The sequence below is a fragment of the Fontisubflavum oceani genome (assembly GCF_030407165.1).
Classification (GTDB): Bacteria; Pseudomonadota; Alphaproteobacteria; order Rhodobacterales; family Rhodobacteraceae; genus Rhodophyticola; species Rhodophyticola oceani.
Window position 1 is genome coordinate 1,176,224 of record NZ_CP129111.1, and the last position, 26,715, is coordinate 1,202,938.

Consider the following 26,715-nt stretch of genomic DNA (forward strand, 5'->3'; position numbering starts at 1 on the left):
CTGTCAGTCCGACCCGACGTCTCGATAACAACACGGATCGTGGCTGTCAGCCAGATGCCCATCGGTGGCATAAGACGGCGTCAAGCTAGCGACTGCACTGAAGCGGCGCGCCAAGCCATCTAGGCCGTCTTCGCCCGTATGTGATGATGGTTGAAGCGCTCGACCAGTTCCTGCCGCGCGAGTTGCTCAATTGTCGCTGGTCTTCGGCACCGGCCCTAAAGAGTCACGCAGGCGCAACCCTACATTCAGCTCGCGCGACTCGATTTGCCGTCCAGTCTGTACCGCATCAATCAGCGCCCGCGCCGCGTGCCGACCCATTTCGCGATGTGGGACATGAACAGTCGTCAGTTTTGGGTAAGCAACCTGCGCCAGTTCGATGTCATCGAAGCCGACAATCGAAACGTCGCCTGGCACGTCAAACCCCATTTCGCGTGCTTGGCCAAGGGCGCCAACGGCCAAAACATCGTTGCCGCAAAACACCACGGTCGGTTGGGCCGGTGCCCTCATCAGCGTTTCAAAGGCGATGGCACCGGTTTCAATGCCATATTGCGTTTCGATCACGGCGAGATCGCCCTCATTCAAACCGGCCTCGCGGAGTGCTTCGCAGATGCCCTCCAACCGCGCTGCGGCCCGGTCATTTGAACTGACATCGGCGGAAATCAACGCCAGTCTCCGGTGACCAAACCGCAAGACTTCCCTGGCCATCTCCCGCATAGCCAACCGGTTGTCAAAGCCGATCGACGGGCGTGATTGGGTGCGGTCGAACGCCCAAGTAACAAGCGCTGGAATGTTCTGGGCCTCCAACAGCTTATAGACAGCCGGGTCCCGCTCATGCCCGATCAGCAGTAGGGCGTCGGCCCCCGTGCCACCAAAGATCTGATCTGCTGTTCCTCTAGATCGGGTCTGTAGGAAGAACTTGCCACCAAGAGAGTATAGCCATGGGCGTCTAGCTCCTCCTGGAAGGCCTGAATGCCGCGCGCAAAGATCGCGTTCTCCATCGTTGGGATAATCGCGCCAATCGTGTTGGTCCGCTGTGAGGCCATGGCGCGCGCCCCGAAATTGGGCGTGTAGCCAAGCTCCTCGATTGCCGCCATGACTTTTTCGCGCGTTTTTTCCGACACCTGCTTGGGAAAATTCAGGCAGCGCGAAACGGTCGCTGTCGAAAATCCCGACTGTTTGGCGACATCGTGAAGGGTTGGCGATGGTCGGCTGTCTTTCATCTGTCTTCCGGTGTGTTCGTGGCTCCTCGACTACACGAAAAAAAATCCCGCGCCTATCATCGTTGCTTGAACCATCGAATGTAAAGGCTTGCATTTGATACATGTAAAAGCTTACATCATCACATTGGAATCGTATGTCGGGAGGGGCAGACGAACGATGGCACTCATTGGATCGGTGATTTTGCTCGCTGTTTTCGTTCTGAACGTTGCATTGGGTGCGACGTCCAACAGCGCGTTTCTAGGCGATGTTGGCGAGATGCTTCTGCTGTTGTCTGCCTCAATTCTCTTCGTCATCGCGATTCTGAAAAAAGAAGCCGACGCAAAGAAATAGGCGGCACCACAACGTCCAGGGAGGACACGACATTGGATAATGACACTCAGGAGTTGAAGTCGGCAGAGCGCCGAAACTTCCTTAAGCTCGCGGGAAGCGGCAGCTTTACTGCCGCCATGGTCGCGGGTGCCGCCGGGACGTTGTGGTCAAGCGAAGCGGCCGCCCAAACGCAGCAGGAAGAAAACGCGCGCGAAGCCGCCGCAGATCACATCATGACGCTGGCGACGGCCTATGTTCTTGGCGCATCGCGCAGCTATCCGATCATGCAGCTGGATTTGAAAGAGAACATCCAGAACATGACCAACGGCAAGGTTTATGTGCGTCTGGCCCCGGGCGGTCAGCTCGGTGCGGGCGGTGCATTGGCGCAAGCGGTGCAGTCGGGCACAATCCAGTGCGCGCAGCACTCGCTGTCGAACTTCGCGCCCTTTGCTTCTGTCGTCGATCTGATCAATCTGCCCTATTTCTGCGGCTCCAATCAGCGTTTCACCAATCTGACCTCGTCTGAGGCCTGGAAGCAGGAGGTCGACCCGCGGATTGCCGCCTCCGGCTTCAAAGCGCTGTTCTATATCGTGATCGACCCGCGGGTTGTGGCCGTTCGCCAGGGCGGTAATGCGATCCTCACGCCTGCCGACATGTCGGGTGTGAAATTCCGCGTGCCGGGCTCGGCGATGTTGCAGCAGTATTACCGCATGGTTGGGGCCAACCCGACGCCAGTGGCCTGGGGCGAGACGCCCTCGGCGATCCGGCAGGGCGTGGCCGATGCGCTCGACCCCTCGGTCGGCGCGCTCCACGTCTTTGGCTTCGGCGAGATCCTCAGCCATGTGACCTTCACCCAGGCGGTGCCGGACAGTCAGGTCTATTCGGTCAATCTGGAGTGGTTCAATTCGCTGCCGATGGATGTTCAAGAAGGCATCGAATTTGCGGGCGAGATCACCCAGGCACAGAACCTGGCCAAAGTGCCCGCCGCGCGTGGCTATGCGATGTCTGAACTGACCGCGAACGGGGTCGAGTTCCATTCGCTCAGCGAGGATCAGCTCGCGGAATGGCAGGCCGCTGGTGGCTATCAACTCAGCGATTGGGATCAGTTCAAGATGGATCTTGCCGGATCGATGGACACCTTTGCCCGTCTCGAAGAAGCCGCCGGCACCATGGGCCGTTATTACGTCCACGACGCCTAAGCGTACTCACACCGGCGCCGCCCCTCGGCGGCGTCGGACACCGCCTGCAGTGCAGGCCGCGTGCAACCGCCGCAGAGAGCCGGTGACATCGCCGGGCACCCGGGGGAGGGATATCATGTCGAAATTCTACCAAAACCTGGATCAGAATGCGGAGCGCTGGCTGCTGCTTATGTTCTACGTGATGCTGGTCGGGACGATGTTCATCGAAGTCGTCCGGCGCGAGGTGTTTTCCTACTCGTCGATCTGGGGCGAAGAGATCGTTCGATATTCCTTCATCTATCTCGCCTGGATCGGGGCTGCCGCAGCGGTCAAAGAGCGGGGTCATATCCGCATCGACGTGATCATGAATTACGTCCCGCAGACGCCGAAAACGCTGCTCTACATCTTTGGCGATATCGTGATGTTCGTGGTCGCGATCATCGCGCTCTACTGGTCGTGGGAGGCGGTCCATGTCTCCTGGACCTTCGGCTCGGTCACGCATGGCTTGCGGATCAGCCAGGTGTTTTTCCTGTTTGCTGTCCCGTTCGGCTTCGCCCTGGTTCTGTTCCGGCTGGTCCAGTCCTTCCTTCGTGATGTTTCCGACCTTCGTAACGGGCGCCCCGTCTACGAAGGCGACAAGCTCTTCGACTGAGGGGACAAATCATGCTTTGGCAACAACTCCAGAACCAGACAGTCGTGCTTGGGTGGGATTTCTACATTCCGATCATCGCTTTCGTGATCCTCGTGGCGCTCGCGGTGCCGGTCTGGGCCGCCATCGGCTCGGCTGCGATCTTGATGCTGATGCTGTCGGGTGCATTGCCCTTATCCTTGGTGGGCGAGAGCCTGTTTCACGGCATCGACCATTTTGCGCTGACCGCCGTGCCCTTGTTCATCTTAACTGGGGACGTGCTGGTCCGAACCGGCCTATCGAAGAAGTTTCTCGACGTCGCAGAAGCGATCACCTGTTGGGCCAAGGGCGGCTTTGGGTCTGCGACGGTGCTCGTTTGCGGCATGTTTGCCGCCATCTCTGGTTCTGATGCGGCGGGGGCGGCGGCGGTTGGGCGGATGACCATCCCGGCTTGTCGAGTCCGGCTATCCGCGCCCCTATGCCTGCGCCCTGGTCGCGGCAGGGGCCTGTACCGGCATCCTGATCCCGCCCTCGATCGCCTATATTATCATCGGCCTGGTTCTGGGCGTGAATGTCTCGATCCTGTTCCTGGCCGCCGTTATTCCGGGCCTTCTGGTGCTTGTTGCGATCCTGATCACCAACACCATCGTCAACCGCCGCCACGCCTATGAAGGTGGCGGGCTGATGACCGTTGGCGAGTGGGGGGCGAACCTGTGGAAGACGATCCGCTCCGGCTGGTATGCGTTTCTGGTGCCTGGCATCATCTTTTACGGCATCTTCTCGGGCCGTTTGACGCCGACCGAGGCGGGGGCGGTGGCGGTCGTTGTCACCATCATTATCGGCTTCATTATCGGCACGCTGGAAGCTCTCGGATTTCCCCGCGATGCTGGTTAGCTCGGCCAAGGTGAACGGGGTGATCCTGCCGATCATCGCGTTTTCCCTGCCGCTGGCCCAAGCGCTGGCGATCCTTGGCGTGCCGCAAGGCTTCGTCGCGGCGGCCACATCGGTGAGCGAAGATCCGAGGGTCCTGATCCTGATGATGATCCTGATCCTGATCGCCGCAGGCTGCGTGATGGAAACCACACCGAACATCGTGATCCTGGCCCCGATCCTGTTCCCACTGGCTCAGAACATCGGCATGAACGAGATTCAGTTCTGCGTGATGATGATCACGGCGCTTGGGGTGGGCTTCATCACACCGCCGCTTGGGCTGAACCTCTTCGTTGTGTCCGGGATAACCGGCGAATCCATCCTCAAAATCGCGGCGCGGGCTGTTCCGTTCGTCTTCTTCATGCTGATCGTGACACTGATGATCGCTTATATCCCAGCCATCTCCACCTCCCTCCTTCCAGAGATCTACCGATAGGACCGCCTAAAGATGACAAGAGAGTACCTCAAGAAAGCGCCCCTCACCTCGAAATCGGATGCCTCGGATGTGCATGCAACGGTGCGTGACATCCTTGCCGATATCGAAGCCGGCGGAGATGAGAAGGCGCGCGAGTATGCGGCGAAGTTCGACAAATATGACGGCAATATCATCCTGACACCGGCGGAGATTGAGGCCGCCAGCGCGTTGGTTCCCGATAAGCTCAAGGCCGATATCCAGTTCGCTCATGACAATGTGCGCCGCTTTGCGGAGGCGCAAAAGGCGACGGTCAGTGATTTGGAATTGGAAGTGGTGCCAGGTCTGATCGCAGGGCAGAAGGCGATCCCGGTGAATGCGGCGGGCTGTTACGTGCCCGGTGGGCGCTACAGCCATATCGCGAGCGCGATCATGACCGTGACGACCGCGAAGGTTGCCGGGTGTAAGCACATCATGGCGACATCTCCGCCGCGCCCGGGCGTCGGTGTGGCCCCGGCCATCGTCTATGCCGCCCATATCTGTGGCGCAGACACGATCATGGCCTTGGGCGGTGTTCAAGGCGTCGCGGCGATGACCTATGGCTTGTTTGGGTTGCCGGAGGCGAACATTTTGGTGGGGCCGGGCAATCAGTTCGTGGCCGAGGCCAAGCGCATTCTCTTCGGGCGCGTCGGCATCGATATGATCGCCGGACCGACCGACAGCCTGATCCTCGCCGATCGTACGGCCGATCCGCATATCGTGGCCACCGATTTGGTGAGCCAGGCCGAGCATGGCTATAACTCGCCGGTTTGGCTGGTGACCGATGACCGGGCCTTGGCCGAAGACGTGATGGCCAGGATTCCGGCGCTGATCGACGATCTGCCTGAGGTGAACCGCGAAAACGCGACCGCCGCGTGGCGCGATTATGCCGAGGTGATCCTCTGCGCCGATCGCGAAGATATGGCCGCCTGTTCCGACGCATACGCGCCTGAACATCTGACCGTGCAGGCGGAAGATCTGGAGTGGTGGAAGAACCGGCTGAGTTGCTATGGCTCGCTGTTTCTGGGCGAGGAAACAACCGTGGCTTATGGCGATAAGGCCAGCGGCACAAACCATGTTCTGCCCACATCGGGGGCGGCGTCTTATACCGGCGGCCTGTCGGTCCATAAATATATGAAGATCGTCACCTGGCAGCAGGCGACCCGTGAAGGCGCCAAAGACGTGGCCGAAGCGACGGCGCGTATCTCGCGTTTGGAAGGGATGGAAGGCCATGCACGGGCCGCCGACGCGCGCCTAGCCAAGTACTTCCCCGACGAGCAGTTTGATCTCACTGCCGATGGCTGACCCACGCGGCATGTTTGATCTGGCCGGCCGGGTGGCCTGTGTCACCGGGGCCAGCTCTGGCCTCGGACGTCGCTCCGCGATGGCCCTGGCCGCTGCAGGGGCGCGCGTGGTTGGTGTCGCGCGGCGTGCCGACGCCTTGCGTGCCTGGGCCGAGGAAACCGGCACCAATGCGGCCATTGTGGCGGCAGATCTATCCCAGAGGGACAGCCTCTCACAGATTGCGCAACAGGTTGCTGAGCCGTTTGGGCCCCCCGATATCGTCGTCCATGCCGCGGGCATCAACACACGCGAACCGGCGGATGATGTGTCGCCAAAGGGGTGGGACGTCACCATGGCGCTTAATCTTGCCGCCCCGTTCTTTCTGACTCAAGCGCTTGTGCCCGCGATGAAGGCCAAAGGGTGGGGCAGGGTCGTCAATTTCGCCTCGCTGCAAACCACGCGCGCTTTCCCGGGCGGCATTGCCTATGGCACGTCGAAAGCCGGGATCGGTCAATTGACCCGGGCCATGGCCGAGGCCTGGTCGGGTGATGGGATCAACGCCAACGCCATCGGGCCAGGCTTTTTTCCGACCGAACTGACCGGGCCAGTCTTCGCCGATGAGGAACGCGCGGCGCGCAATGCGTCGCAAACCTGTATCGGGCGCAATGGCACGCTCAAAGACATCGACGGACCGCTTCTGTTCCTCTGCTCGGAGGCATCGGCCTATGTGACGGGTCAGGTTCTGATGGTCGATGGAGGATACACCGCAAAATGAAAGCGCTGGTCTATGACGGCCCCGAGACGCTTGCGTTTCGCGATGTGCCAGACCCGGTGGCGGGGCAGGGCGAACAGCTGATCAAGATCCTGTCGGTCGGGATCTGCGGCTCCGACATGCATGCCTTTTTGGGCCATGACGAGCGCCGCCCCGCGCCTCTGATTCTGGGCCACGAGGCGGCCGGCATTGTGGTCGGCGGGCCACGAGATGGCGAGCGCGTCACACTGAACCCGCTGGTAACCTGTGGCACTTGCGCGGCCTGTACCAGCGGTCACGACAATCTCTGCGCCGAACGGTCGATCATCTCGATGCCGCCGCGCGAAGGCGCTTTTGCGCAATATGTCGCCATGCGTGATGAGAATCTGGTGACTGTGCCGGACCATATCACGCTCGACATGGCCGCGCTTGCCGAACCCATCGCCTGTGGCTGGCACGCGGTTCGGTTGGCCAAACACGCTTTGGCCGGTGTGGCGGAGACCGCGTTGGTGATGGGTGGCGGCGCGATCGGATTGGGCGCGGCCCTATCTTTAACGGCGCAATGCGTGCCAGAGGTCACGATTTTGGAGCCGAATGAGGCGCGGCGCGAGGTCCTGACCGGCCTCGGGAACCAAACGGCTTTGGCGCCCGCTAAGCTGTCCAGCGGCGCCCAGTTCGATCTTGTTGTCGATGGGGTAGGGTATGCCGCCACCCGGGCGACCGCTTCGGCCCATGCACGGCCCGGCGGCGTGATCGCTCATATTGGCCTCGGTGAGGCGACAGGCGGCCTCGATATTCGTCGCATGACGTTGCAAGAGATCACCTTTTTCGGCACCTATACCTACACGGCGCAAGATTTCCGCGAGACGGCGGCGGCCATCTTCGACGGACGCCTTGGGTCGCTTGACTGGACCGAGGCCCGACCGCTGGCTGATGGCGCATCGGCCTTCGCTGATATCCGCGCCGGGCGCTCCGCCGCGCCGAAGATTGTTCTGAACCCTCATGCGTGAAGACGCATATTCCTTGGAAGGACCCCGCCATGTATGACCATATCATCGTTCCGATGGCGCTCGACCACGGGTTTGGCAAAACCGCCCTGGCCCTGGCGAACAAGCTCTTGAATGAGAACGGCAAAATCACCGCGCTCCATGTCTACGAAGCCCCGCAAGGCTCGGTCAGCGCGTACCTGGACGAAGAGGTTGTGCGCCAAGCCTTTGCTGCCACCAAAGCGAAGCTGAGCGAGCGGGTTGCCGGGCAGGCAAATGTGACACCCGTCGTCGAGAAGGGGCATAGCGGCCGCACCATCATCGATTACGCGACGGCTCAAGGGGCCGATTGCATTGTGATGGGGTCTCACAAGCCCGGTCTGATCGACTATCTGCTCGGCTCCACCGCCGCGCGGGTGGTCCGTCACGCCCCATGTGCGGTGCATGTCCTGCGCGACGCCGAATAGCCCCGCCGAAAACGCCACATACCATCATCCGCAACCGGCAAGCGGTTGCCAAATACAGGAGCCCTTCAGCCCGTGAGTATCTCAAAGAAGATTGTTGATGATTTCGTCGCCAATGACGTGTCCTTCATCACAACCGTGCCCTGCAAACAACTGGCCGGTGTGATTGATGAGGTCGACACCCGGCCCGAGATTTACCACATCCCGTCCAACAAAGAGGATGAGGGTATGGGTCTCTGCGCCGGGGCCTATATGGGCGGCAAACGCCCCGCCATCATCATGCAGAACACCGCCATCGGTGTGACGATCAACACATTGGTGACGCTGACCCAATACTACCGGATGCCCTTGCCCATGCTGATCAGCTATCGCGGCGAATTGCGCGAGCCGGTGGCCTGTCAGGTGGAAATGGCCGTGCATACGAAGGCGCTGCTGAACCAACTGCATATCCCGACCTATCATTTCCACACGGAAAGCGATGCCGACGAGCTCGACACGATCCTGAAATACACCTTCATGTGCAACAAACCTGTGGCGATCCTGACGGATGCGTCCTTCTGGGGAGGCTATGGCGACCAATGATCCGCTCCGAAATCCTGCGAGAGATCGCCCCGATCCTGCGTGACCAGCTTGTTGTCTGTAACATCGGCATCCCGTCTCAAGAGCTGCACGCCATCGATGACCAACCGACGAATTTCTACATGCTGGGAACGATGGGGCTTGCGTCTTCGATTGGGCTTGGCCTGGCCCTGGCGCAGCCCAAGCCGGTGATCGTGATCGACGGTGACGGCTCGATCCTGACCAATATGGGCACCTTGCCGACCATCGCGAACAACGTGGCCGACAATTTCATCCTGATGATCATCGACAACGGCTCCTATGGCTCAACTGGCGATCAGCCGACCTACACGGGCAAGAAAACCTCGCTCAGCAAAGTGGCTGAGGCCTGTGGTTGCGAGAATGTGATCGAGTGCCAGGACAAAGACACCGGCGCTGTTCTGCAAAAGGCCCTTGAGAGCGGAGAGATGCATATCATCGTGGTCAAATGTGACAGTGGCAACGCCAAGATGCCAGTGATCACGATGGACCCTGTCGTCATTCGTGATCGCTTCATGTCGGCTGTCGCAAGCTAGGATGCCACCGAGCATTCACTCTAGTGAAGACGCACGCCGTCTTGCGCGGCGGCGTCTGCCTTGGATGGTGTTCGATTACATTGATGGCGCGGCTGGTCGGGAGACCGGAGCCGCGCGCAACCGGGCGGCTTTTGACGCGCTGACCCTTCGGCCTCGGATTCTGCGGGATGTCAGCGCGCGGGATATCTCGGTCTCGGTTTTCGGTAAAAAGACCAATGCCCCGTTTGGAATCAGCCCAATGGGGCTCTGCAATCTGTCCGGGCCGGGTGCGGATTTTATGCTGGCCCGTCTGGCCGCCCGCGAGAAGGTTCCACTTGGCGTGTCAACTGTTGCGTCAACCGCGATGGAGCCGCTGATCGAGGCGGCCGAGGGCAACGCGTGGTTTCAACTCTATTTCACCGGCGACGGGACGGGCACATTCAAACTCGTCGAGCGGGCCAAGGCTGCAGGCTATGACACCCTCATCCTAACGGTCGATGTCCCCGAAGTCGGCCGCCGCCCGCGCGAGTTGCGGCACGGGTTCACCATGCCGTTCCGGATCGGCCCGAAACAGTTCGTCGATTTTGCGATGCATCCGCGATGGTCGCTGTCAACGCTGGTCAAAGGGCGGCCAGAGATGGCCAATTTTCAGATGCCTGGCTACGCCTTCGACCGAACCGAAAGCCGCGCGCGCGCGGATTGGGACACGTTGGCAAAACTGCGCGATATGTGGCCGGGCCATCTGGTCGTGAAAGGCGTGTTGGATACCGAAGACGCAGTCCTTCTGCAGCAAGCAGGCGTCGATGCCATACAGGTCTCAAGCCATGGCGCCCGGCAGCTCGAAAGTGCGCCAGCCCCGATCAATGTTCTCTCCGAGATCAGGTCCGCCGTCGGCAAAGAGATGCCGCTCTTCTTCGACACGGGCCTACGATCCGGGGAAGATGTGGTGAAAGCCTACGCCAGCGGCGCGATGTTCACCTTCCTCGGGCGCGTCCTTCAATTCGCCATCGCAGCCGGCGGTGAAGAGGGGCTGCACCGGCTATGGGAAGTTCTGTGTGATGAGACGAGCATCACCCTTGCGCAAATTGGCGCGACCTCGTTGCGGCCAGATCAACTCGCGGACAGCATGGTCAACGATGCGGCGATTTGAGGCGCGTCTCAATCCAGCGACCAAACGCGCCGCCATGCGTTTCAACGAAGACCACCCGAATCACTTTGAGCTAGGCGAAAAATGCGTCGAAACGGTTCAGCAGGAGCACCCATATTCAGCACCTCAGCCCTGTCGCGGAGCCAGTGCGTGCCGGCGGCGCGCTGCTCGGGCCGCGCAGAGCCTCGTATGCCTAAATCAAAACCATGGTGATGGCGGATGAGATCATGACCGTTCCGATTACCACCTATATCGCGCCAGCATTCGCACCGCTATAATTTGCCCAAGCCGCAACCGCATTAGACGCCGCCGGGGACGAAAGATGACCTCGACCCCATCGCCAGGTCCGACTCCGTTCTTAAGGTCGACTGCGCGACCTGGTTGAGCCGACCGCTCCAGATAGGCCGAGTTCACATAGTGACGGCATCGAAGCGAGATCAGAAACAGGCCGACGCAGCCGAAGACCACAGCATCAAAAAGCGGCAGCTAGCAAAAAAAGAATGTCGCCAACCGGATCACCCGGGCGGTAGATTTCATGAAGCACTGCCCTACCTCTGACCAATGAGCTTGGCCAGCCGACCCCTCATCAAAGCCTATACGTTAGAGAGCGCCTTGATCCCGGTGCCAGACAACATCCCTATTTCATGCATCGCGCGAATGACCGAAAACATGACCCGAATGATCAAATGTCACGAGGCGCCAGAAATTAAAAGAAGTGGTGAGCCCTGCAGGATTCGAACCTGCGACCCACTGATTAAAAGTCAGTTGCTCTACCAACTGAGCTAAGGGCCCACTCGAGGACGTCTCAGTATAAATGCCTGCCGGAGGCGTCAAGCGGAAATCGGACCCGTGGGGATTTCATTGTGGTCAATGAGGCGCTATATGCCCGTCCCATGTCTGACACGGCTGCCCTTTCCGGCCTGCCCTTCATGAAAATGCATGGGCTCGGCAATGATTTCGTGGTGATCGACGCGCGGGTGGCCGAGGCGGAGATCACCGCGCCTTTCGCGCGTGCGCTGGCGGATCGGCATCGCGGGGTTGGGTTTGATCAACTCGCTGTCATCTCGCCCGATGACGAGGCCGATCTGGCATTGAGGTTTTTCAACGCCGATGGCTCCCCGTCTGCGGCCTGCGGTAATGCCACCCGCTGTATCGCGCGCCATGAGATGGATGTTTCGGGCAAAACCGAGATGACGCTGAAGACAGAGCGTGGCCTCCTGGAGGCCCGCGACATGGGCACCGGGCTGACATCGGTCAATATGGGCCAGCCGCAGATGGATTGGCGTGAGATCCTCTAGCCGAGGCGATGGAAACGGACCATCTGCCGATCGACGGCGATCCTGTTGCCACAGGTATGGGCAACCCGCATTGCACGTTTTTTGTCGAAGACGCTGAGGCAGTGGATTTGGCAGTCCGTGGAGCGGAGATGGAGCATCACCCGTTGTTCCCCGAACGGACCAATGTCCAGTTCTGCCACGTGATCGGGCCGGATCATCTACGGATGCGGGTTTGGGAGCGGGGCACGGGCATCACGCTAGCCTCGGGATCATCGTCCTGCGCTGTGGCCGTGGCCGCCACGCGGCGGGGGCTAACTGGGCGCAAGGTGCGGTTGACGCTGGATGGCGGCGAGATTGAGGTCGAGTGGCGCGAGGATGGGGTCTGGATGACCGGGCCGAGCGCGCATGTGTTCTCGGGCGTCTTGACCGATGCCTTCTTAAGGAGCTTCACCTGATGGACCGCCGTGCGCCTGTTTTCCATACGCTTGGTTGTCGGCTGAACGCCTATGAAACCGAAGCGATGAAAGAACTCTCGGCCAATGCAGGGTTGGGCGACACGGTGGTCGTCAACACTTGCGCCGTGACCGCCGAGGCCGTGCGGAAGGCGCGGCAGGAGATCCGCAAGCTTCGGCGAGAGAACCCGGACGCGACGCTGGTCGTGACCGGCTGCGCGGCGCAGACCGAGCCCGAGACCTTTGCCCAGATGGGTGAGGTCGACAGGGTGATCGGCAATACCGAGAAGATGCAGCCCGAAACCTGGCGCAACCTGGCCGGTGCGAACTTCATTGGCGCGACCGAGAAGGTGCAGGTTGATGACATCATGTCCGTCACCGAAACGGCTGGTCACCTGATCGATGGCTTCGGCACGCGCAGCCGGGCCTATGTGCAGGTGCAAAACGGCTGCGACCACCGCTGCACCTTCTGCATCATTCCCTATGGCCGGGGCAACTCGCGCTCCGTCCCTGCCGGGGTGGTGGTTGATCAGATCAAACGCCTGGTGGATCGCGGCTATAACGAGGTCGTTTTGACGGGAGTCGATTTGACCTCTTGGGGCGCCGATCTGCCGTCTGAGCCGAAGCTGGGCGATCTGGTAATGCGAATCCTCAAGCTGGTGCCGGATTTGCCGCGCCTGCGGATTTCGTCGATCGATTCCATCGAGGTGGATGAGAACCTGATGTTGGCGATCGCGACTGAGCCGCGTCTGATGCCGCATCTGCATCTGAGCCTACAGCATGGCGATGACCTGATCCTGAAGCGGATGAAACGCCGTCATCTGCGCGATGATGCCATAGCGTTCTGCGAAGAGGCACGGCGGCTCCGGCCCGATATGACCTATGGGGCGGATATCATCGCCGGGTTCCCGACCGAGACTGAGGCGCATTTTGAAAACTCGCTGCGCCTAGTCGAAGAGTGCGATCTGACATGGTTGCACGTCTTCCCCTATTCCCCGCGACAGGGCACGCCTGCCGCGCGGATGCCGCAGGTTCATGGCGCCGCGATCAAGGAGCGTGCCGCCAAACTGCGCGCTGCTGGTAAGGCGCAAGTCCAAGCGCATCTGCGGGCGCAGATCGGCAAGACCCATCAGATTTTGATGGAATCGCCCCGCATGGGTCGCACGGCGCAATTCACCGAAGTTGGGTTCGCCCGCGATCAGCCCGAGAGCCAGATTGTGACCGCTGAGATCACCGGCGTGGCGGGCACGCAGCTGACGGCCTAGGCGCATGACCCGCGCGATCCTCTATTCTTTCCGCCGCTGCCCCTATGCGATCCGCGCCCGCCTGGCGATTGCGAGCGCCCGGGTCGAGGTGACGCTGCGCGAGATTCTGCTGCGGGATAAGCCGGAGGCGTTTCTTGCCGTATCGCCTTCGGCCACGGTGCCGTGTTTGGTAACGGTTGCGGGCGAGAGCGTCGACGAAAGCTATGACGTGATGCGATGGGCGCTCGGCCAGAATGATCCGGAGAGGCTTCTGGACATGGCTGAGATGAGCGAAGCGCTGATTGCCGAGGCGGATGGACCGTTCAAAGCTGCGCTTGATCACACGAAATACGTCAACCGACACCCGGAATTGGATGCCGAGGTGGAGCGCGCCAAGGCGATGACGTTCATTGCCAAGCTGGATGCGCAGATCGCCGGGCGAGATTGGCTGTTTGGGGTCGCGCCCAAACTGGCGGATTTCGCAATCCTGCCCTTCGTCCGGCAATTTGCGATGATCGATAAGGCGCGGTTCGACGCGGAAGCGGGGGAAAGCGTTGTCGGTTGGTTGGATCGGTTTCTGATCTCTGATCGGCTGGCCGCCGTGATGGTAAAACACCCGCCCTGGGCGCCTGGCGATGCGGAGACACGGTTTCCTTAAGGTCGTATCTCTTGTCAATCGAGCGGTGATGGGCATGGTCAGAGGGCGCTAACCGGAGACCAGCCAGATGCATCCAAATCCAGCTTTTCGCGGCGAACCCCGAGACCGCAATTTGGCCTTTGCCCGCGAGCGCGGCTTCGGCGTGTTGTCGATCAATGCCGACCCGGCGCCCTTGATCTCGCATGTGCCGTTCGTGATCGATGCGGCGGGCGCGCAAGCGGAGCTGCATCTGGTCCGGTCGAACCCGATTGCCCGCGCGGTGCCCGCGCCGACACCGGCGGTGATCGCTGTGACGGGCCCCGATGGTTATGTATCCCCTGATTGGTATGGCGATCCGGCGCAGGTGCCGACCTGGAACTATGTGGCGGTGCATCTGCGAGGGCAGATCTGCCCCGCGCCGCCAGAAACGCTGAGGGCCCATTTGGACCGGCTTTCAGAGAGCTTCGAGACCCGGCTAGCGCCGAAAGCGCCCTGGAAGGCGGAGAAGATGCCGAAAGATGCGCTTGAGCGGATGATGCGGATGATCTTGCCATTTCGTTTTGAGGTCGCCGAGGTCACTGGGACCTGGAAGCTGAACCAGAACAAAACTGATGAGATGCGCGAAGCAGCAGCTTCACATATGAATATGTCGCCTGTCGGTCAGGAGACCGCGCTGTTATCCGCCCTGATGCTGGCGATCAGCGACCCGGAATAGACAGGCCGCGTGCGGCTTCCTATCTCTAGGAGCAGATCAGCGTGGGAGGACGCGATGCCGATCCAACTTGCCCCGGTTGCCGGGATAGCGCTTCGATATGGCGCGGTGGCGCTTTTGGCTTATACCGCAAGTCGTTATGCATTGCCCGGACGCCGCGACCAACGGGTGGAAGATGCGATGGATGAGACACCGGAGGGCTTGACGCTCCGGCGCGACCCCGAACAGATGAACGCGAGTGCCCGTTGGCGGCGCGTCTACCGGATTGGTCGGCGTGGGCCGGGGGTGGAAATCGATGCAACGGGCTTCGCCCGGATCAAAGTGAGACGTTTGAAATGATGCAGCTTGTGGGCTCGCCGCCCTCTCCTTTCGTGCGGAAATGCCGTGTGGTTTTGGCCGAGACCGGTCAGGATGATGTGGAGATCATCGATGTGAGCACCACGCCGGTAAACACCGCGCCAGAAGCCGCGGCGGCCAATCCGCTTGGCAAAATCCCGGCGCTTCTGCGCGATGGTGGCCCTGCGCTTTATGACAGCCGGGTCATCACCCGGTTTCTGGATCATCGGGCGCAAGCTGGCCTTTACCCGGAAGAGCGGCTTTGGGATGTGCTGACGCTTGAGGCAACGGCGGATGGGATCATGGAGGCAGCCGTGCTCATGGTCTATGAGAAGCGCGTGCGGCCCGAAGAATTCTGGTACGAGCCCTGGCTCGACGCGCAATGGGGCAAGGTCACTGGGGCATTGGACGCCTTGGAGAGCCGTTGGATGAGCCATCTCCACGGGCCGCTTGATATGGGGCAACTCGCGGTTGGATGCGCGCTCAGCTATCTCGATTTCCGCCATGGCGACAAGGACTGGCGCGCCGGGCGGGATAGTCTTGCGGCGTGGTATGGCAAAGTCGCAAAACGCCCCTCGATGCAGTCGACGATGCCGCCTGCGGCATGAGGATCTTCCGAGTCGCGGATGCCGATGGGATGGTCGGGTGCCATTTGGTGCGCCAGACCGTTTTCATGGGAGAGCAGGGCGTGACCGCTGCCGAGGAATGGGACGGGCTGGACGATCAATGCCTGCATTTCTTGGCCGAAGATGAGGCCGGCCCGGCGGGGACCGCGCGGGTCTTGCCGCTGACCGATGGCGTGGCGAAGATACAGCGCGTGGCGGTTCTCTCGTCGCATCGCGGGACGGGTCTGGGCATGCAGCTGATGCAAGCGGTGCTGGAGGACCTGACTGCGGAGGGGTTCAAAACTGCCGCGTTGGATGGGCAGATCTATGCGATCCCGTTTTATGAGCGCCTTGGCTTCGCCGCCGAAGGGCCGGAATTTGAGGATGCGGGGATCATGCACCGTTATATGACCCGCCCGCTTTAAGCTTTGAACAGATCACTATAGTCGGCGCGAAGCGCGGCCTTTTGCACCTTGCCCATCGTGTTGCGCGGCAAAGCGTCGAGGAAGAACACCTCCTTGGGCCGTTTGAACTTCGCCAGTTGATCGGCAACGCCTGCTAGAATGCTGTCTTTCGACACGGCCCCTGAGCCGTCTGGCACCACAATGGCGATGACAGCCTCGCCAAAATCCGGATGCGGCACACCGATCACCGCGCTTTCCAACACACCGGGAAGATCGTCAATCAAGCTCTCGACCTCTTTCGGATAGACGTTGAAACCTCCCGAGATGATCAAATCCTTGGCGCGCCCGACAATGGTGACATACCCCTCGGCGTCGACCCGCCCGAGATCGCCGGTAATGAACCACCCATCCGGGCGCAGCTCTTCGGCGGTTTTTTCCGGCATCTGCCAATAACCCGAGAAGACATTGGGGCCACGCACCTCGATCACTCCGATCTCGCCCGGGGTAACGTCAACCCCATCCTCGCCCATAATCCGCAACGCCACATCTGGCAGCGGAAAGCCCACGGTTCCCGGACGCCGCTCCCCCTCATAAGGGTTGGAGGTGCTCATATTGGTCTCCGTCATCCCATAGCGTTCGAGGATGCGGTGCCCAGTGCGCGCTTCCCAGTCGCGATGTGTTTCGGCGAGCAACGGAGCAGAGCCAGAGATGAACAGGCGCATATTGGCCGCCCGGTCAGGTGTCAGGCGCGGATCGGCGAGGAGGCGCGTGTAGAATGTCGGCACGCCCATCATCGCGGTCGCCTGCGGCATCGCCTCCAAGATCGCATCCGCATCGAACCCGGGCAGAAAGACCAGCGATGCGCCGGAGAGCAGTGCGACATTGGTTGCCACGAAGAGCCCATGGGTATGATAAATCGGCAGCGCGTGGATCAGCACATCCCTCTCGGTGAAGCGCCAGAGGTCGGTCAGGGTCTGGCTGTTCGACAGAAGCGCGTGATGGCTGAGCATCGCGCCTTTGGAACGGCCTGTCGTACCCGAGGTGTAAAGAATCGCGGCCAGGTCGTCGGCGTCGCGTGGAATGGGCTGCTCTAAGGGGACTGCCCGTGACTGCGCGTCGGCCAGTGTGCCCTCGCCCTTACCATCAAGGGTGAGAACGGTCTGCGTGCCGGCGGCTTCAGCGACAGAAATCAGACCTACCTGCTGCGCCGGGTCGCAGACGAACACGCGGGGCGTGGCATTGCCAAGAAAATAGGAGACCTCGGCCGCTGTATAGGCCGTGTTGAGCGGTAGAAAGACGCCACCCGCCATGACCGTGCCAAGATAAAGCTTAAGCGAAGCAAGGCTTTTGCCAACTTGAACGGCGACCCGATCCCCAGGCAGAACGCCTTGATCAATCAGGGCAGTCGCCATTTTCCGCGCCCCAAGCGCAAGCGCCACGCGGTCATAGACCGTGCCATCCGCCGCCGTCGCAAACGGTGTCTTGGGCGCGGTTTCGGCGCCGGCCAAGAGCGCATCAACAAGACAATTCGCCATCACATTACCCCTTCGGATCGTATTTCGCGGGAAATCGCGCAGTTTTCCCTGCGACACTTCGGCCTGACTGCGGGCGATTGTCCACTGGACGCCTACCCTTCCATTTCATAAACACGCCCGAGATCGGCTGCGGGGGGATTCCGCGGCCTTGAGGGATTTTACGGTTCAGAGATCCTGAACCAATGATGAGGGAGACGTGCTCGGTGTCACACGCAGAAGATCATCCCAGCTCGCGCCGCGACTTTCTGTACTACGCAACAGGGGGTATGGGTGCTGTCACGGTTGGTGCCGCTGTTTGGCCACTGATCAACCAGATGAACCCGTCAGCCGATGTGCAAGCCGCATCGACACTCCGCGTGGATGTCGGCGATTTGCCGGTTGGCTCGCAGCTGACGGTTTTGTTCCTGGGTAAGCCGATTTTCGTGCGCCACCGGAGCCAAGAAGAGATCGACGAGGCCCGTGCGGTCGAGATTTCCGACCTGATGGATCCGATCGCACGGAACGCGAACTCCGCCGAAGAGTTGGACGCCGCCGACGAGAACCGGGCCTTGGCGCCCTTCGGCGATGGCGAGAACACGGGCGAGTGGCTGGTGATGTGGGGCGTTTGCACCCATCTGGGCTGCGTTCCGCTTGGTGATGGCGCTGGCGATTTTGGCGGGTGGTTCTGCCCCTGCCACGGCTCTCACTATGATACGTCGGGCCGCATTCGTCGTGGACCCGCGCCGGAGAACCTTCCGGTCCCCACCGCGTCCTTCGTGGACGAAACCACAATCCTATTGGGTTAAGGAGGAACGCGCGCATGTCTGGAATTCCCCACGACCATTACGAACCGAAATCCAACGGCGAGAAGTGGCTGCATAAGCGGCTGCCGATTGTGTCGTTGATGTATGACACATTGATGATCCCGACCCCCAAGAACCTCAATTGGATGTGGATTTGGGGCATCGTTCTGGTGTTCTGCTTGGTGATGCAGATCATCACCGGCATCATCCTGGTGATGCATTACACGCCGCATGTGGACCTGGCCTTTGCCTCGGTCGAGCACATCATGCGCAACGTGAACGGCGGATGGGCACTGCGCTATATCCACCAAAACGGCGCATCGCTGTTCTTCATCGCGGTTTATCTGCACATTTTCCGGGGTCTTTATTACGGGTCGTACAAGGCCCCGCGTGAGATCACCTGGATCGTCGGTATGCTGATCTATCTGATGATGATGGGCACCGCGTTCATGGGTTACGTTCTGCCCTGGGGTCAGATGTCCTTCTGGGGCGCGACCGTGATCACCGGCCTCTTCGGCGCGATCCCCTTCGTGGGCGATGCGATCCAGACATGGCTGCTTGGCGGGCCATCGGTGGACAACGCCACGCTGAACCGCTTCCTGTCGCTGCACTACCTGCTGCCCTTCGTGATCTTGGGTCTGGTGATCGTGCATGTCTGGGCGTTCCATACCACGGGCAACAACAACCCGACCGGTGTTGAAGTACGCCGGACCTCGCGGAAAGAGGCGGATGCGGATACGCTGCCCTTCTGGCCCTATTTCGTGATGAAGGACCTCTTCGCCCTGGCGGCGATCCTGGTGGCGTTCTTCGCGGTTGTGGGCTTCATGCCGAACTATCTGGGCCACCCCGATAACTATATCGAGGCCAACCCGCTGGCCACGCCGGCGCATATCGTGCCCGAATGGTACTTCTTGCCGTTCTACGCGATCCTGCGCGCTTTCGACGGCGAGGTTTGGGTCGTGATCGCGACAAGCTGGATCACCGGCGGCATCATCGACGCGAAGTTCTTCGGCGTCTTGGCGATGTTTGGTGCGATCCTGGTTATGGCCCTGGTGCCGTGGCTGGACACCTCTTCGGTCCGCTCGGGTCGCTACCGGCCCATGTTCAAATGGTGGTTCTGGGTCTTCATCGTCAACTTCTTCGTGTTGATGTGGGTGGGCGCGCGACCGGCGGAAGGGATCTACCCCTATATCGCGCTGATCGGCTCTGCTGTCTGGTTCGCGTATTTCTTGGTCGTCTTGCCAATCCTCGGCGTGATCGAGAAACCGCTGCCACAACCCGAGACCATCGAAGACGACTTCAACGCCCATTACGGCCCCGAGGCAGGCAAAGGCGGCGCGTCCGCTCCTGTTTCGAACCCGGCTGAGTGAAGAAAGGACAATACTGACATGTTCAGGAACCTTGCTCTAAGCACCCTGACCGCGCTGGCCCTTTCGACCGGAGGGGCGATGGCGGCCGGCGGCGATGGTCATGTGACCGATTACAGCTTCTCTTTCGAGGGGCCGTTCGGAACCTATGACCAGAACCAACTGCAACGCGGACTGCAGGTCTATACCGAGGTCTGCGCCGCCTGCCACGGGCTGCAATATGTGCCGATCCGCACCCTGTCGGATGAAAACGGCCTCGGCATGCCTGAGGACCAAGTGCGGGCCTATGCCGAATTCTTCGAGGTGTTCGACCCCGATTTGGATGATTGGCGCGCGGCCACGCCGAACGACAATTTCCCGGGCTCGAACCTGGAGACGGCACCTGATTTGAGCCTGATGGCCAAAGCTCGCGCCGGGTTCCATGGGCCCTATGGGTTGGGCTTGAACCAGCTCTTCCGAGGGATCGGTGGTGCGGAATACATCACGTCGCTCCTGCTCTATTACACCGGTGAAGAGGTTGAGCAGGCCGGGACGATTTTCTACGAAAACGAGACCTTCTCTGGCGGTCTGATCTCGATGGCGCCGCCGCTCTGGGAAGGGGCCGTTGAGTACAACGATGGCACCGTTGCGACCGAAGAGCAGATGGCTCTGGATGTCGCCGCTTTCCTGATGTGGACGGCCGAACCGCAGATGATGGCGCGCAAGAACATGGGCTTCACCGCGATCATTATTCTCAGCTTCCTGACAGTGCTGTTGTACCTGACCAACAAGCGTATCTGGGCGCCGGTCAAGGCACGCGCCAAATCTGGGACGCCTGCGGAATAACGCATCACCGAAATCAATCTGGAAAACGCGCCCTCCGGGGCGCGTTTTTCGTTAGAGCCAGGGTGTCAGGGCAGCTGGCGGATCATCAAGCAGTGTCTTGATCGGGCCCTGCGTTGTGATCCGACCGTCTTCCAAGAGACATAGATCGGTGCAGAGGGCAGCGGCCTCGCGCAGGTCATGGGTGACCAAAACGAGGGTCAGCCCTGTCCCATCGCAAAGCTGCGTCACCAGATCCAGCATCTCACGCCGCAGCCCAGGGTCGAGGGCTGAAAACGGCTCATCCATCAGCGCGAGAGGCGTATCGCGCACCAGCATCCGCGCAAGCGCCACGCGGGATTGCTGCCCACCAGAGAGCGAGGCAGGCATCCGGGCACCCATGCCGCCCATCCCTGTCTGAATGAGGTTGTTCTCCACGCGCGTACGCTCGGCATCCGTCAGCCGCAGATTGCTCCGGAGGCCCAAGGCCACGTTGTCAAAAACGCTCAGATGCGGGAACAAATTGCCGTCTTGGAAGAGGATGCTGAGCGGGCGCTCTGCGACCTTGGCCCGGCTGCGATCCACCCCGTCGATGATGACCTGACCGCTATCGGGCAGGAGAAACCCGGCGATGACGTTCAAAAGGGTCGATTTCCCGCTACCGGATGCGCCGATGACCGCGAGCCGCTGCCCGGCAGCAAGGGTGAGATCGGCGGAAAGGGTGAAGTCACCCGCCTGAACGGTGAGATCTTTAAGCTCCAACACGGCCACGGCCTCCACGATCACAGATCCAGAACAGCCCGAGGCTCAGAAACAGCAACAGAAGGGCCGCGCCTTGGGCATCATCGGTGCGGTACGAGCCCATCAGGCGGTACATCTCCAGCGGCAAGGTGCCCTGCGCAGGCGAGGAAAAGAGGGCGATGACACCCAGATCGCCCATCGAAAGGGCAGCGGCCAGGCCCGCGCCGAATCCAAGCGGCGCGCGGAGGCGCGGCAAGATCGCATGCCGAAGCCGGTGCATCCCTTGCAGGCCTAGAGCGTCCGCGAGTCGCCCTTGCGTGGCTTCTGCCTCTGCGAAGGCGGGGGTGAGCGCGCGGAGAAGGAACGGTAGGCTCATCAGGGCGTTGACCAACCCCGTGACAGGCAGCGCCAGAGCGACCGGGTTCGCAATAGGCTGCAAGATCAGGAACAGACCCGTGCCGAGCACAAGTGGTGAAATGGCGATGCTAAGTGTGCCGATCAGCTCAAGCCCGGTTTGGTGCCTGCGGGCCATCACCGCCGCCATGGGCAAAGCCACGAGTAAAGCCAGCATGGCGGAGCTAACGGCCAGCAGGATCGAGCGAAGCGCGGCTTGCCAGACGGATAGCGGCAGGCCCCAAATCGCCGGTAGACCTTTGGCTACCAGCGCGGCCATCGGCAGGATCAAGAACAAAGCGGCGATGGTCAGAAAGGCGGCATCGGCAACCCTGGCGCGTTCGGCAAAGGCCTCCCACTGCATTGCGGGCCGATCCAGCCCGCTGCCTAAAACACGGGGCACCGCGAAGCGAAAGGCTAGGATCGCGGCGCTAGCGCAGATCAGGACCTGGACGGCTCCGAGCATCGCGGCACGACTGAGATCAAAGTCGAAGCGAAAGGCTTGGTAGATCGCGAGCTCCACCGTTGTGGCACGCGGACCACCGCCAAGGGTGAGGGCGACGGCGAAACTGGTGGTGCAGATCAGGAAGATCACCAGGAAGGTACCCGGGGCCATGGCGCGCAACATCGGCATCTCGAAGTGGCGCCAGATATCGCGCGGTGTGAAGCCGAGCGACGCCGCCAAGCGGACCCGTTCCGACGGGATGGCTTGCCAGCCTTGTAGGAACAGCCGTGTTGCCAGGGGCAAGTTGAAGAAAACATGGGCCAGAACGACGCCGTGGAGGCCGTAGATTTCCAGAGGCGGCAAGCCGAAGGCGCCAAGCGCTTGGCTGATCCAGCCGTTTCGGCCAAAGACCGCGAGCAGGCCGAACACCGCGACAATCACTGGGAGAAGAAATGGCGCGCCCATGAGCGTGATCAAGACGCGGCGGCCCAGGAAGCGGCGGCGCGCTAGCGCGCGAGCCACGGGGATCGCGAGCGCCACGCTGAGGACCGCTGAGAGAAGCGCTTGCAGGATTGTGAAGCGGATCGCGGCCCAATCGGAACTGTTAAGGGCCGAGGCGGCCTCTGCCCGCAGCGCGACGGCGACAAGCGGCGCCAAAAGGGCCAGGGCCACCAATGTGGCGATCCCGGCCCCTAGGCTTTGCAGGCCAGTTACTGGCTGAGCGCGTTCAGCCATATGTCCAGGGCCGATGCGCGGAGGGCGGCGGCCTCTTCTGGGGCCAGAAGCAGGGCCTGGTTGGGGCTGATCAAAGTGTCGAACCCATCGGGCAAGGCCTCGGGTGCGAGTGCCGCAGGATACATCCAATTGGTGGTCGGGATGACATTTTGGAAACCTTCGGTGAGCATGAAGGCGAGAAACTGCCGCGCCAGCTCGGGCTGATCGCTGTTGGCGAGCATGCCAGCCACTTCGATCTGCATGTAATGCCCTTCATCGAACGCGGCGGCGGCCTTACTTGGGTCTTCCTCCGCGATAAGGTGATAGGCGGGTGAGGTGGTGTAGGAGAGGACCATATCGGCCTCTCCTTCCAGGAACAGGTCATAGGCCGCCGACCAGCCGGGGGTGACGGTGACGATATTATCAGCCAAACCTTCCCAGATCGTATCTGCCTCGTCACCGTGGGCAGCGGTGACCCACATCAGCAGGCCGAGACCCGGGGTCGAGGATCGCGGGTCTTGGATGACGATGCGTGCGTCACTCTCCGCCAATTCGGCAAAGCTGCTCGGGACATCGGCCATGTCGGTGTTGTGGACGAAAGCGAAATAACCCCAATCGAAGGGCAGGAAGGTCTCATCGTCCCAAGCGACGGGCAACGTCAGGGCTGGATCGGCGACACCGTGTGGCGCAAAAAGGCCGGTCTCGGTCGCCGCATGGGTCAGGTTGGTATCGAGGCCCAAGATGATATCGGCATCGGAATTTGCACCCTCAAGCCGGATGCGGGCCAAAAGCGCCGCGCCATCACCCGCGCCGGTGAACTGTAGGTCACATTCGCAGGTTTCTTCAAAGGCCGCCTCGATCTGCGGGCCAGGGCCCCAATCGGCCACAAAGCTGTCATAGGTATAAATCGACAAAACGGGTGTGTCCGCCGCAGCCGATGCTGCGATCAGGGAAAACGCCGTTGCCATGATGGTGTGTCTCATCTCACGCCTCCATTGCGACGGGCGAAGTGAGGCTGAGACCGTTGGTCTTTTACCTTCCCTCCGCCGGTCTTAACCGGGTCAGGTTCTACGGGTCCGCATCATGCATCTCAGGTCCAATGGACCACCCCGAGGTAGGGTTAGGCCTATCTGGTGAGCCGACGGGCTGCAAGGTAAATTGTGGGTTTCTAGAAAATAGTTTAATGCTAAACAAAATGAGCGCTCATGGCCCGCCTGATGACAAGCCTTGGCAATCGCGCAGGATCGGGCTAACCCGCCCGAACCATAGAAAGGCTGCGGTCCATGTCATTTAATACATTCGGCCATCTCTTCCGCGTCACCACCTGGGGTGAAAGCCACGGTCCCGCGCTTGGCGCGACGGTGGATGGCTGCCCGCCGGGCGTGCCGATTGACGCCGCCGGGTTGCAGAACTGGCTCGACCGGCGGAAACCCGGCCAGAACAAATACACCACGCAGCGGCGCGAGGCCGATGAGGTGGAAATCCTCTCTGGCGTCTATGAAGGGAAAACCACCGGCACGCCGATCCAGTTGATGATCCGCAATACCGATCAGCGCTCGAAGGACTATGGTGATATCGCCGAGAAGTTCCGGCCTGGGCATGCGGATATCACCTATTGGCAGAAATACGGGATCCGCGACCCCCGCGGCGGTGGCCGGTCTTCGGCACGGGAAACCGCGGCGCGTGTGGCGGCGGCCGGCGTGGCACGGGCGGCGTTGGATGCCTTGATGCCCGGCGTCAAAATCACCGGCTATATGGTGCAGATGGGACCGCATCAGATTGATCGGTCGCGGGTTGACCTGGCGGAGATCGAGAAGAACCCGTTTTGGACGCCCGACGCGATGGCCGCTGAAGAATGGGCCGGATATCTCGACGGGCTTCGTAAATCGGGAGATAGCGTGGGCGCTGTGATCGAAGTTGTCGCCTCGGGCCTCCCTGCAGGGTTGGGCGCGCCGATCTATGGCAAGCTTGATACCGATCTTGCCGCCGCTTGCATGTCGATTAATGCCGTCAAAGGCGTCGAGATTGGCGATGGCATGGCGGCCGCGGCCCTTACCGGGAGCGAGAATGCAGATGAGATCAGCATGGGCGACAATGGTCCGGTCTATAGCTCCAATCATGCAGGCGGTATTCTAGGTGGAATTTCCACCGGTCAGGATGTGATCGTTCGTTTCGCGGTGAAGCCGACATCGAGCATTTTGACGCCCAGAAAGACCATCACCAAATCGGGCGAGGCGGTGGAGATTGTGACAAAAGGACGGCACGACCCATGTGTCGGAATCAGAGCTGTTCCGGTGGGTGAAGCGATGGTGGCCTGCGTGGTTTTGGACCATTTGTTGCTTCATCGTGGACAGGTCGGCACAACGGTCGGACCCATCGGCTGATCCAAAACCGACGCCGCGTGATCCGGACTGTCCTCGTTTCAAGTCAACAATTCCACTGAAAAACAAGGTATTGTAGCGAAATCAGGCGAGCCGATTCTGGTGCCCATTTAGGGGCGACTTGAGGTTCGGTCTGATCAAAAACGCGTCATTCCCTGTCTGAATCGGAACAGTTCGCGTGCGAATAGCGGACGGTTTCCAATTCGGAGACAGTGCTTCGAAAGCTTCACCAAGCTGCCTTTTTTCTGCCATAATTCGACGAAAAACGTCGAAATTGGGGAAATTTAAAGGATGTCTTATGTCGTTTTTCAGCGGCCTTGCTTGGCGCATTCGGTCCGTTTCGGTTGACTGGTCTTTGACCATCGCCGCGCTGATCGCTTTGGGTTTGGCTTCGGGGGCCTTCATCAAATCTGGGTTTGGTGAGACCGGTCCAGCGATGGGATTACGCTTGGAAGGCGTCTCAATCCTCACCAAGGCAGATCGCTTGATCTCATCGGAGGATTTTGCGCGTGGCGCCCCGGGGTGGATCGGCGGGACGACCGATGAGAGCGCTGTTGGGTTCGGTGGGATACTTGGTCGCTTTGGCGGCACCGGTGGCGAAGAAGCCGTGTCCCGGACCTATGAAATCGATCCTGCGCGGTCGCATGTGGTGATTAGCTTTGATCTTCACGCGATCGATGATTGGGCGTTGGAGGAGATCGTCGTCTTCATCAATGGCACGCCCGTCACACGGCGCAGTTTTTCAACCCGGCCAGATTTGATGGCAGATCAAATGCTGTATGTGGAAGAGCTTGCGCGCGTCGACGTCGAGATGACAGTGGACCAGACCTCAAGCCGCCACCGCGGCTTCACCAATGGTGGGCCTGCGACAGAAGACCAAACGGTTCACGTGCGGATCACGGCAGAAACCCCAGGCGAAATTCTCAGGATCGGCTTCGGGTCCACCCTCACGGGCGGGATCGAAACCGCCAGTTGGGCTGTCGATAATGTTCAAATTATCTCGACGGACGCCCCGCGTTAGGTCAGCGCCAAATCCAGCAAAGCTTGAATATCGGCGGTACGGGTGCCTGCGACGATCCGGCCAAGTTCTTCATCCCCGCGCAACAGGATGAGCGTTGACCGGCGAGGCACTGCAAGGCGTTGGGTAATTTCCGCGCCGCTATATTGATCCCAATCGACCCGGATGAATGTGATCGCATCTTCATATGCCGGATTGTCGCCGCGCAATTGGCCGATCACCCGTTCCTGCGCGCGGCAGGTGGTGCACCAATGGGCCGCGAAGTCCAACAGCACTGTCTCCCCGGCGGCGAGGCGTTCTTGGGCAAGACCAGGTGTGTAATTCAAGGTGGTGGCGTGGCCCAAGCTGGGGAGCATCACCGCGGATGCTGCCGCCATGATCAACAATTCTCGACGGTTCATCATCGTTCT

At 60.7% G+C, this 26,715-nt stretch carries 26 protein-coding genes, 1 tRNA gene, 3 pseudogenes and 1 riboswitch; of the genes and pseudogenes, 23 read left to right on the forward strand and 7 right to left on the reverse strand.

Translation table 11 applies throughout. The annotated features are described in order from the left end of the window. Positions 1-186 precede the first annotated feature (186 nt). Positions 187-1,220 (reverse strand): annotated as a pseudogene (locus QTA57_RS05960) (LacI family DNA-binding transcriptional regulator). 157 nt (positions 1,221-1,377) lie between these two features. Here QTA57_RS05960 and QTA57_RS05965 point away from each other — a divergent pair. The 11 genes and pseudogenes from QTA57_RS05965 (at position 1,378) to QTA57_RS06020 (ending at position 10,464) form a co-directional block, all read left to right on the forward strand. Continuing rightward, positions 1,378-1,551: a hypothetical protein gene (locus QTA57_RS05965; RefSeq protein WP_171560081.1), complete on the forward strand. Its 174-nt coding sequence runs from the start codon at positions 1,378-1,380 to the stop codon at positions 1,549-1,551. Between the two features lie 32 nt (positions 1,552-1,583). Beyond that, positions 1,584-2,729 (forward strand): TRAP transporter substrate-binding protein, encoded by a 1,146-nt coding sequence (locus QTA57_RS05970; RefSeq protein ID WP_290154106.1) that lies wholly within the window; start codon positions 1,584-1,586, stop codon positions 2,727-2,729. A 115-nt stretch (positions 2,730-2,844) separates the two neighbouring features. After that, positions 2,845-3,360 carry a TRAP transporter small permease gene (locus QTA57_RS05975; protein ID WP_290154107.1) on the forward strand — a complete coding sequence of 172 codons (516 nt, stop codon included), beginning with the start codon at positions 2,845-2,847 and terminating at the stop codon, positions 3,358-3,360. Positions 3,361-3,371: 11 nt separating this feature from the next. Further along, a pseudogene (locus QTA57_RS18350) lies at positions 3,372-4,702 on the forward strand (TRAP transporter large permease). Between the two features lie 12 nt (positions 4,703-4,714). Next, a complete protein-coding gene (gene hisD, locus QTA57_RS05990; RefSeq protein ID WP_145214280.1) occupies positions 4,715-6,022 on the forward strand; it encodes a histidinol dehydrogenase in 1,308 nt (435 codons plus the stop codon). Further along, complete coding sequence (locus QTA57_RS05995) at positions 6,015-6,776, forward strand: SDR family NAD(P)-dependent oxidoreductase (protein WP_290154108.1); 762 nt, start codon at positions 6,015-6,017, stop codon at positions 6,774-6,776. Before hisD ends, QTA57_RS05995 begins: the two co-directional genes overlap by 8 nt. Next, positions 6,773-7,762 carry a zinc-dependent alcohol dehydrogenase gene (locus QTA57_RS06000; RefSeq protein WP_290154109.1) on the forward strand — a complete coding sequence of 330 codons (990 nt, stop codon included), beginning with the start codon at positions 6,773-6,775 and terminating at the stop codon, positions 7,760-7,762. The genes QTA57_RS05995 and QTA57_RS06000 overlap by 4 nt, the downstream gene beginning before the upstream one ends. A gap of 29 nt (positions 7,763-7,791) precedes the next feature. Next, positions 7,792-8,205, forward strand: coding sequence for a universal stress protein (locus QTA57_RS06005; RefSeq protein ID WP_145214289.1), 414 nt, complete (start codon positions 7,792-7,794; stop codon positions 8,203-8,205). Positions 8,206-8,277: 72 nt separating this feature from the next. Then, positions 8,278-8,784 carry a sulfopyruvate decarboxylase subunit alpha gene (gene comD, locus QTA57_RS06010; protein WP_145214292.1) on the forward strand — a complete coding sequence of 169 codons (507 nt, stop codon included), beginning with the start codon at positions 8,278-8,280 and terminating at the stop codon, positions 8,782-8,784. Then, positions 8,781-9,335, forward strand: coding sequence for a sulfopyruvate decarboxylase subunit beta (gene comE, locus QTA57_RS06015; protein ID WP_290154110.1), 555 nt, complete (start codon positions 8,781-8,783; stop codon positions 9,333-9,335). Before comD ends, comE begins: the two co-directional genes overlap by 4 nt. 1 nt (position 9,336) lies before the next feature. Next, on the forward strand, positions 9,337-10,464 hold the full coding sequence (locus tag QTA57_RS06020; protein WP_290154111.1) for an alpha-hydroxy acid oxidase: 1,128 nt from the start codon (positions 9,337-9,339) through the stop codon (positions 10,462-10,464). A gap of 713 nt (positions 10,465-11,177) precedes the next feature. Here QTA57_RS06020 and QTA57_RS06025 read toward each other — a convergent pair. After that, positions 11,178-11,253 (reverse strand) — tRNA-Lys (locus QTA57_RS06025). A gap of 101 nt (positions 11,254-11,354) precedes the next feature. Between QTA57_RS06025 and dapF the strand changes: the two are divergent. The 7 genes and pseudogenes from dapF (at position 11,355) to QTA57_RS06060 (ending at position 16,149) form a co-directional block, all read left to right on the forward strand. Next, positions 11,355-12,193, forward strand: a pseudogene (gene dapF, locus QTA57_RS06030) (diaminopimelate epimerase). Beyond that, a complete protein-coding gene (gene mtaB / locus QTA57_RS06035; RefSeq protein WP_290154112.1) occupies positions 12,193-13,455 on the forward strand; it encodes a tRNA (N(6)-L-threonylcarbamoyladenosine(37)-C(2))-methylthiotransferase MtaB in 1,263 nt (420 codons plus the stop codon). Before dapF ends, mtaB begins: the two are co-directional and overlap by 1 nt. Positions 13,456-13,459: 4 nt before the next feature. After that, positions 13,460-14,092: a glutathione S-transferase gene (locus QTA57_RS06040; protein ID WP_290154113.1), complete on the forward strand. Its 633-nt coding sequence runs from the start codon at positions 13,460-13,462 to the stop codon at positions 14,090-14,092. Between the two features lie 67 nt (positions 14,093-14,159). Then, the gene (locus QTA57_RS06045) at positions 14,160-14,786 is read left to right on the forward strand and encodes an FMN-binding negative transcriptional regulator (protein WP_290154114.1); all 627 of its coding nucleotides are present in this window, start codon (positions 14,160-14,162) and stop codon (positions 14,784-14,786) included. A gap of 54 nt (positions 14,787-14,840) precedes the next feature. After that, positions 14,841-15,122 (forward strand): hypothetical protein, encoded by a 282-nt coding sequence (locus QTA57_RS06050; RefSeq protein WP_290154115.1) that lies wholly within the window; start codon positions 14,841-14,843, stop codon positions 15,120-15,122. Further along, entirely contained in the window at positions 15,122-15,727 is a 606-nt protein-coding gene (locus tag QTA57_RS06055; RefSeq protein WP_290154805.1) for a glutathione S-transferase, read from the forward strand. The genes QTA57_RS06050 and QTA57_RS06055 overlap by 1 nt, the downstream gene beginning before the upstream one ends. Continuing rightward, on the forward strand, positions 15,724-16,149 hold the full coding sequence (locus QTA57_RS06060; protein ID WP_290154116.1) for a GNAT family N-acetyltransferase: 426 nt from the start codon (positions 15,724-15,726) through the stop codon (positions 16,147-16,149). Before QTA57_RS06055 ends, QTA57_RS06060 begins: the two co-directional genes overlap by 4 nt. On the opposite strand, the gene QTA57_RS06065 is transcribed toward QTA57_RS06060, so the two are convergent. Beyond that, positions 16,146-17,663 (reverse strand): malonate--CoA ligase, encoded by a 1,518-nt coding sequence (locus QTA57_RS06065; protein ID WP_290154117.1) that lies wholly within the window; start codon positions 17,661-17,663, stop codon positions 16,146-16,148. The two genes, QTA57_RS06060 and QTA57_RS06065, sit on opposite strands and share 4 nt — an antisense overlap. A 203-nt stretch (positions 17,664-17,866) precedes the next feature. On the opposite strand from QTA57_RS06065, the gene petA reads away from it, so the two are divergent. Genes petA through QTA57_RS06080 form a run of 3 tightly spaced genes read left to right on the forward strand, consistent with a single transcriptional unit; the run spans position 17,867 to position 20,637 of the window. Beyond that, complete coding sequence (petA, locus tag QTA57_RS06070; RefSeq protein WP_145214323.1) at positions 17,867-18,448, forward strand: ubiquinol-cytochrome c reductase iron-sulfur subunit; 582 nt, start codon at positions 17,867-17,869, stop codon at positions 18,446-18,448. 14 nt (positions 18,449-18,462) lie between these two features. After that, entirely contained in the window at positions 18,463-19,815 is a 1,353-nt protein-coding gene (locus tag QTA57_RS06075) for a cytochrome b (RefSeq protein WP_171560114.1), read from the forward strand. Between the two features lie 18 nt (positions 19,816-19,833). Continuing rightward, complete coding sequence (locus QTA57_RS06080; RefSeq protein ID WP_290154118.1) at positions 19,834-20,637, forward strand: cytochrome c1; 804 nt, start codon at positions 19,834-19,836, stop codon at positions 20,635-20,637. Positions 20,638-20,688: 51 nt separating this feature from the next. On the opposite strand, the gene QTA57_RS06085 is transcribed toward QTA57_RS06080, so the two are convergent. The 3 genes from QTA57_RS06085 to thiB are packed head-to-tail and all read right to left on the reverse strand — an operon-like array spanning position 20,689 to position 23,889. Then, positions 20,689-21,378, reverse strand: a complete 690-nt coding sequence (locus tag QTA57_RS06085) for a thiamine ABC transporter ATP-binding protein (protein ID WP_290154119.1) — start codon at positions 21,376-21,378, stop codon at positions 20,689-20,691. Continuing rightward, entirely contained in the window at positions 21,365-22,927 is a 1,563-nt protein-coding gene (locus tag QTA57_RS06090) for a thiamine/thiamine pyrophosphate ABC transporter permease ThiP (RefSeq protein ID WP_290154120.1), read from the reverse strand. The genes QTA57_RS06085 and QTA57_RS06090 overlap by 14 nt, the downstream gene beginning before the upstream one ends. Next, positions 22,903-23,889, reverse strand: a complete 987-nt coding sequence (gene thiB / locus QTA57_RS06095; RefSeq protein WP_290154121.1) for a thiamine ABC transporter substrate binding subunit — start codon at positions 23,887-23,889, stop codon at positions 22,903-22,905. The genes QTA57_RS06090 and thiB overlap by 25 nt, the downstream gene beginning before the upstream one ends. A gap of 38 nt (positions 23,890-23,927) precedes the next feature. Beyond that, a riboswitch (TPP riboswitch) is annotated at positions 23,928-24,028 on the reverse strand. 161 nt (positions 24,029-24,189) lie between these two features. Between thiB and aroC the strand changes: the two genes are divergently transcribed. Both aroC and QTA57_RS06105 read left to right on the forward strand, forming a co-directional pair. After that, positions 24,190-25,290 carry a chorismate synthase gene (gene aroC, locus QTA57_RS06100; protein ID WP_290154122.1) on the forward strand — a complete coding sequence of 367 codons (1,101 nt, stop codon included), beginning with the start codon at positions 24,190-24,192 and terminating at the stop codon, positions 25,288-25,290. 295 nt (positions 25,291-25,585) lie between these two features. Next, positions 25,586-26,308, forward strand: a complete 723-nt coding sequence (locus QTA57_RS06105; RefSeq protein ID WP_290154123.1) for a hypothetical protein — start codon at positions 25,586-25,588, stop codon at positions 26,306-26,308. Here QTA57_RS06105 and QTA57_RS06110 read toward each other — a convergent pair. Then, the gene (locus QTA57_RS06110) at positions 26,305-26,706 is read right to left on the reverse strand and encodes a thioredoxin family protein (RefSeq protein WP_290154124.1); all 402 of its coding nucleotides are present in this window, start codon (positions 26,704-26,706) and stop codon (positions 26,305-26,307) included. The two genes, QTA57_RS06105 and QTA57_RS06110, sit on opposite strands and share 4 nt — an antisense overlap. Between the last annotated feature and the right edge of the window lie 9 nt (positions 26,707-26,715).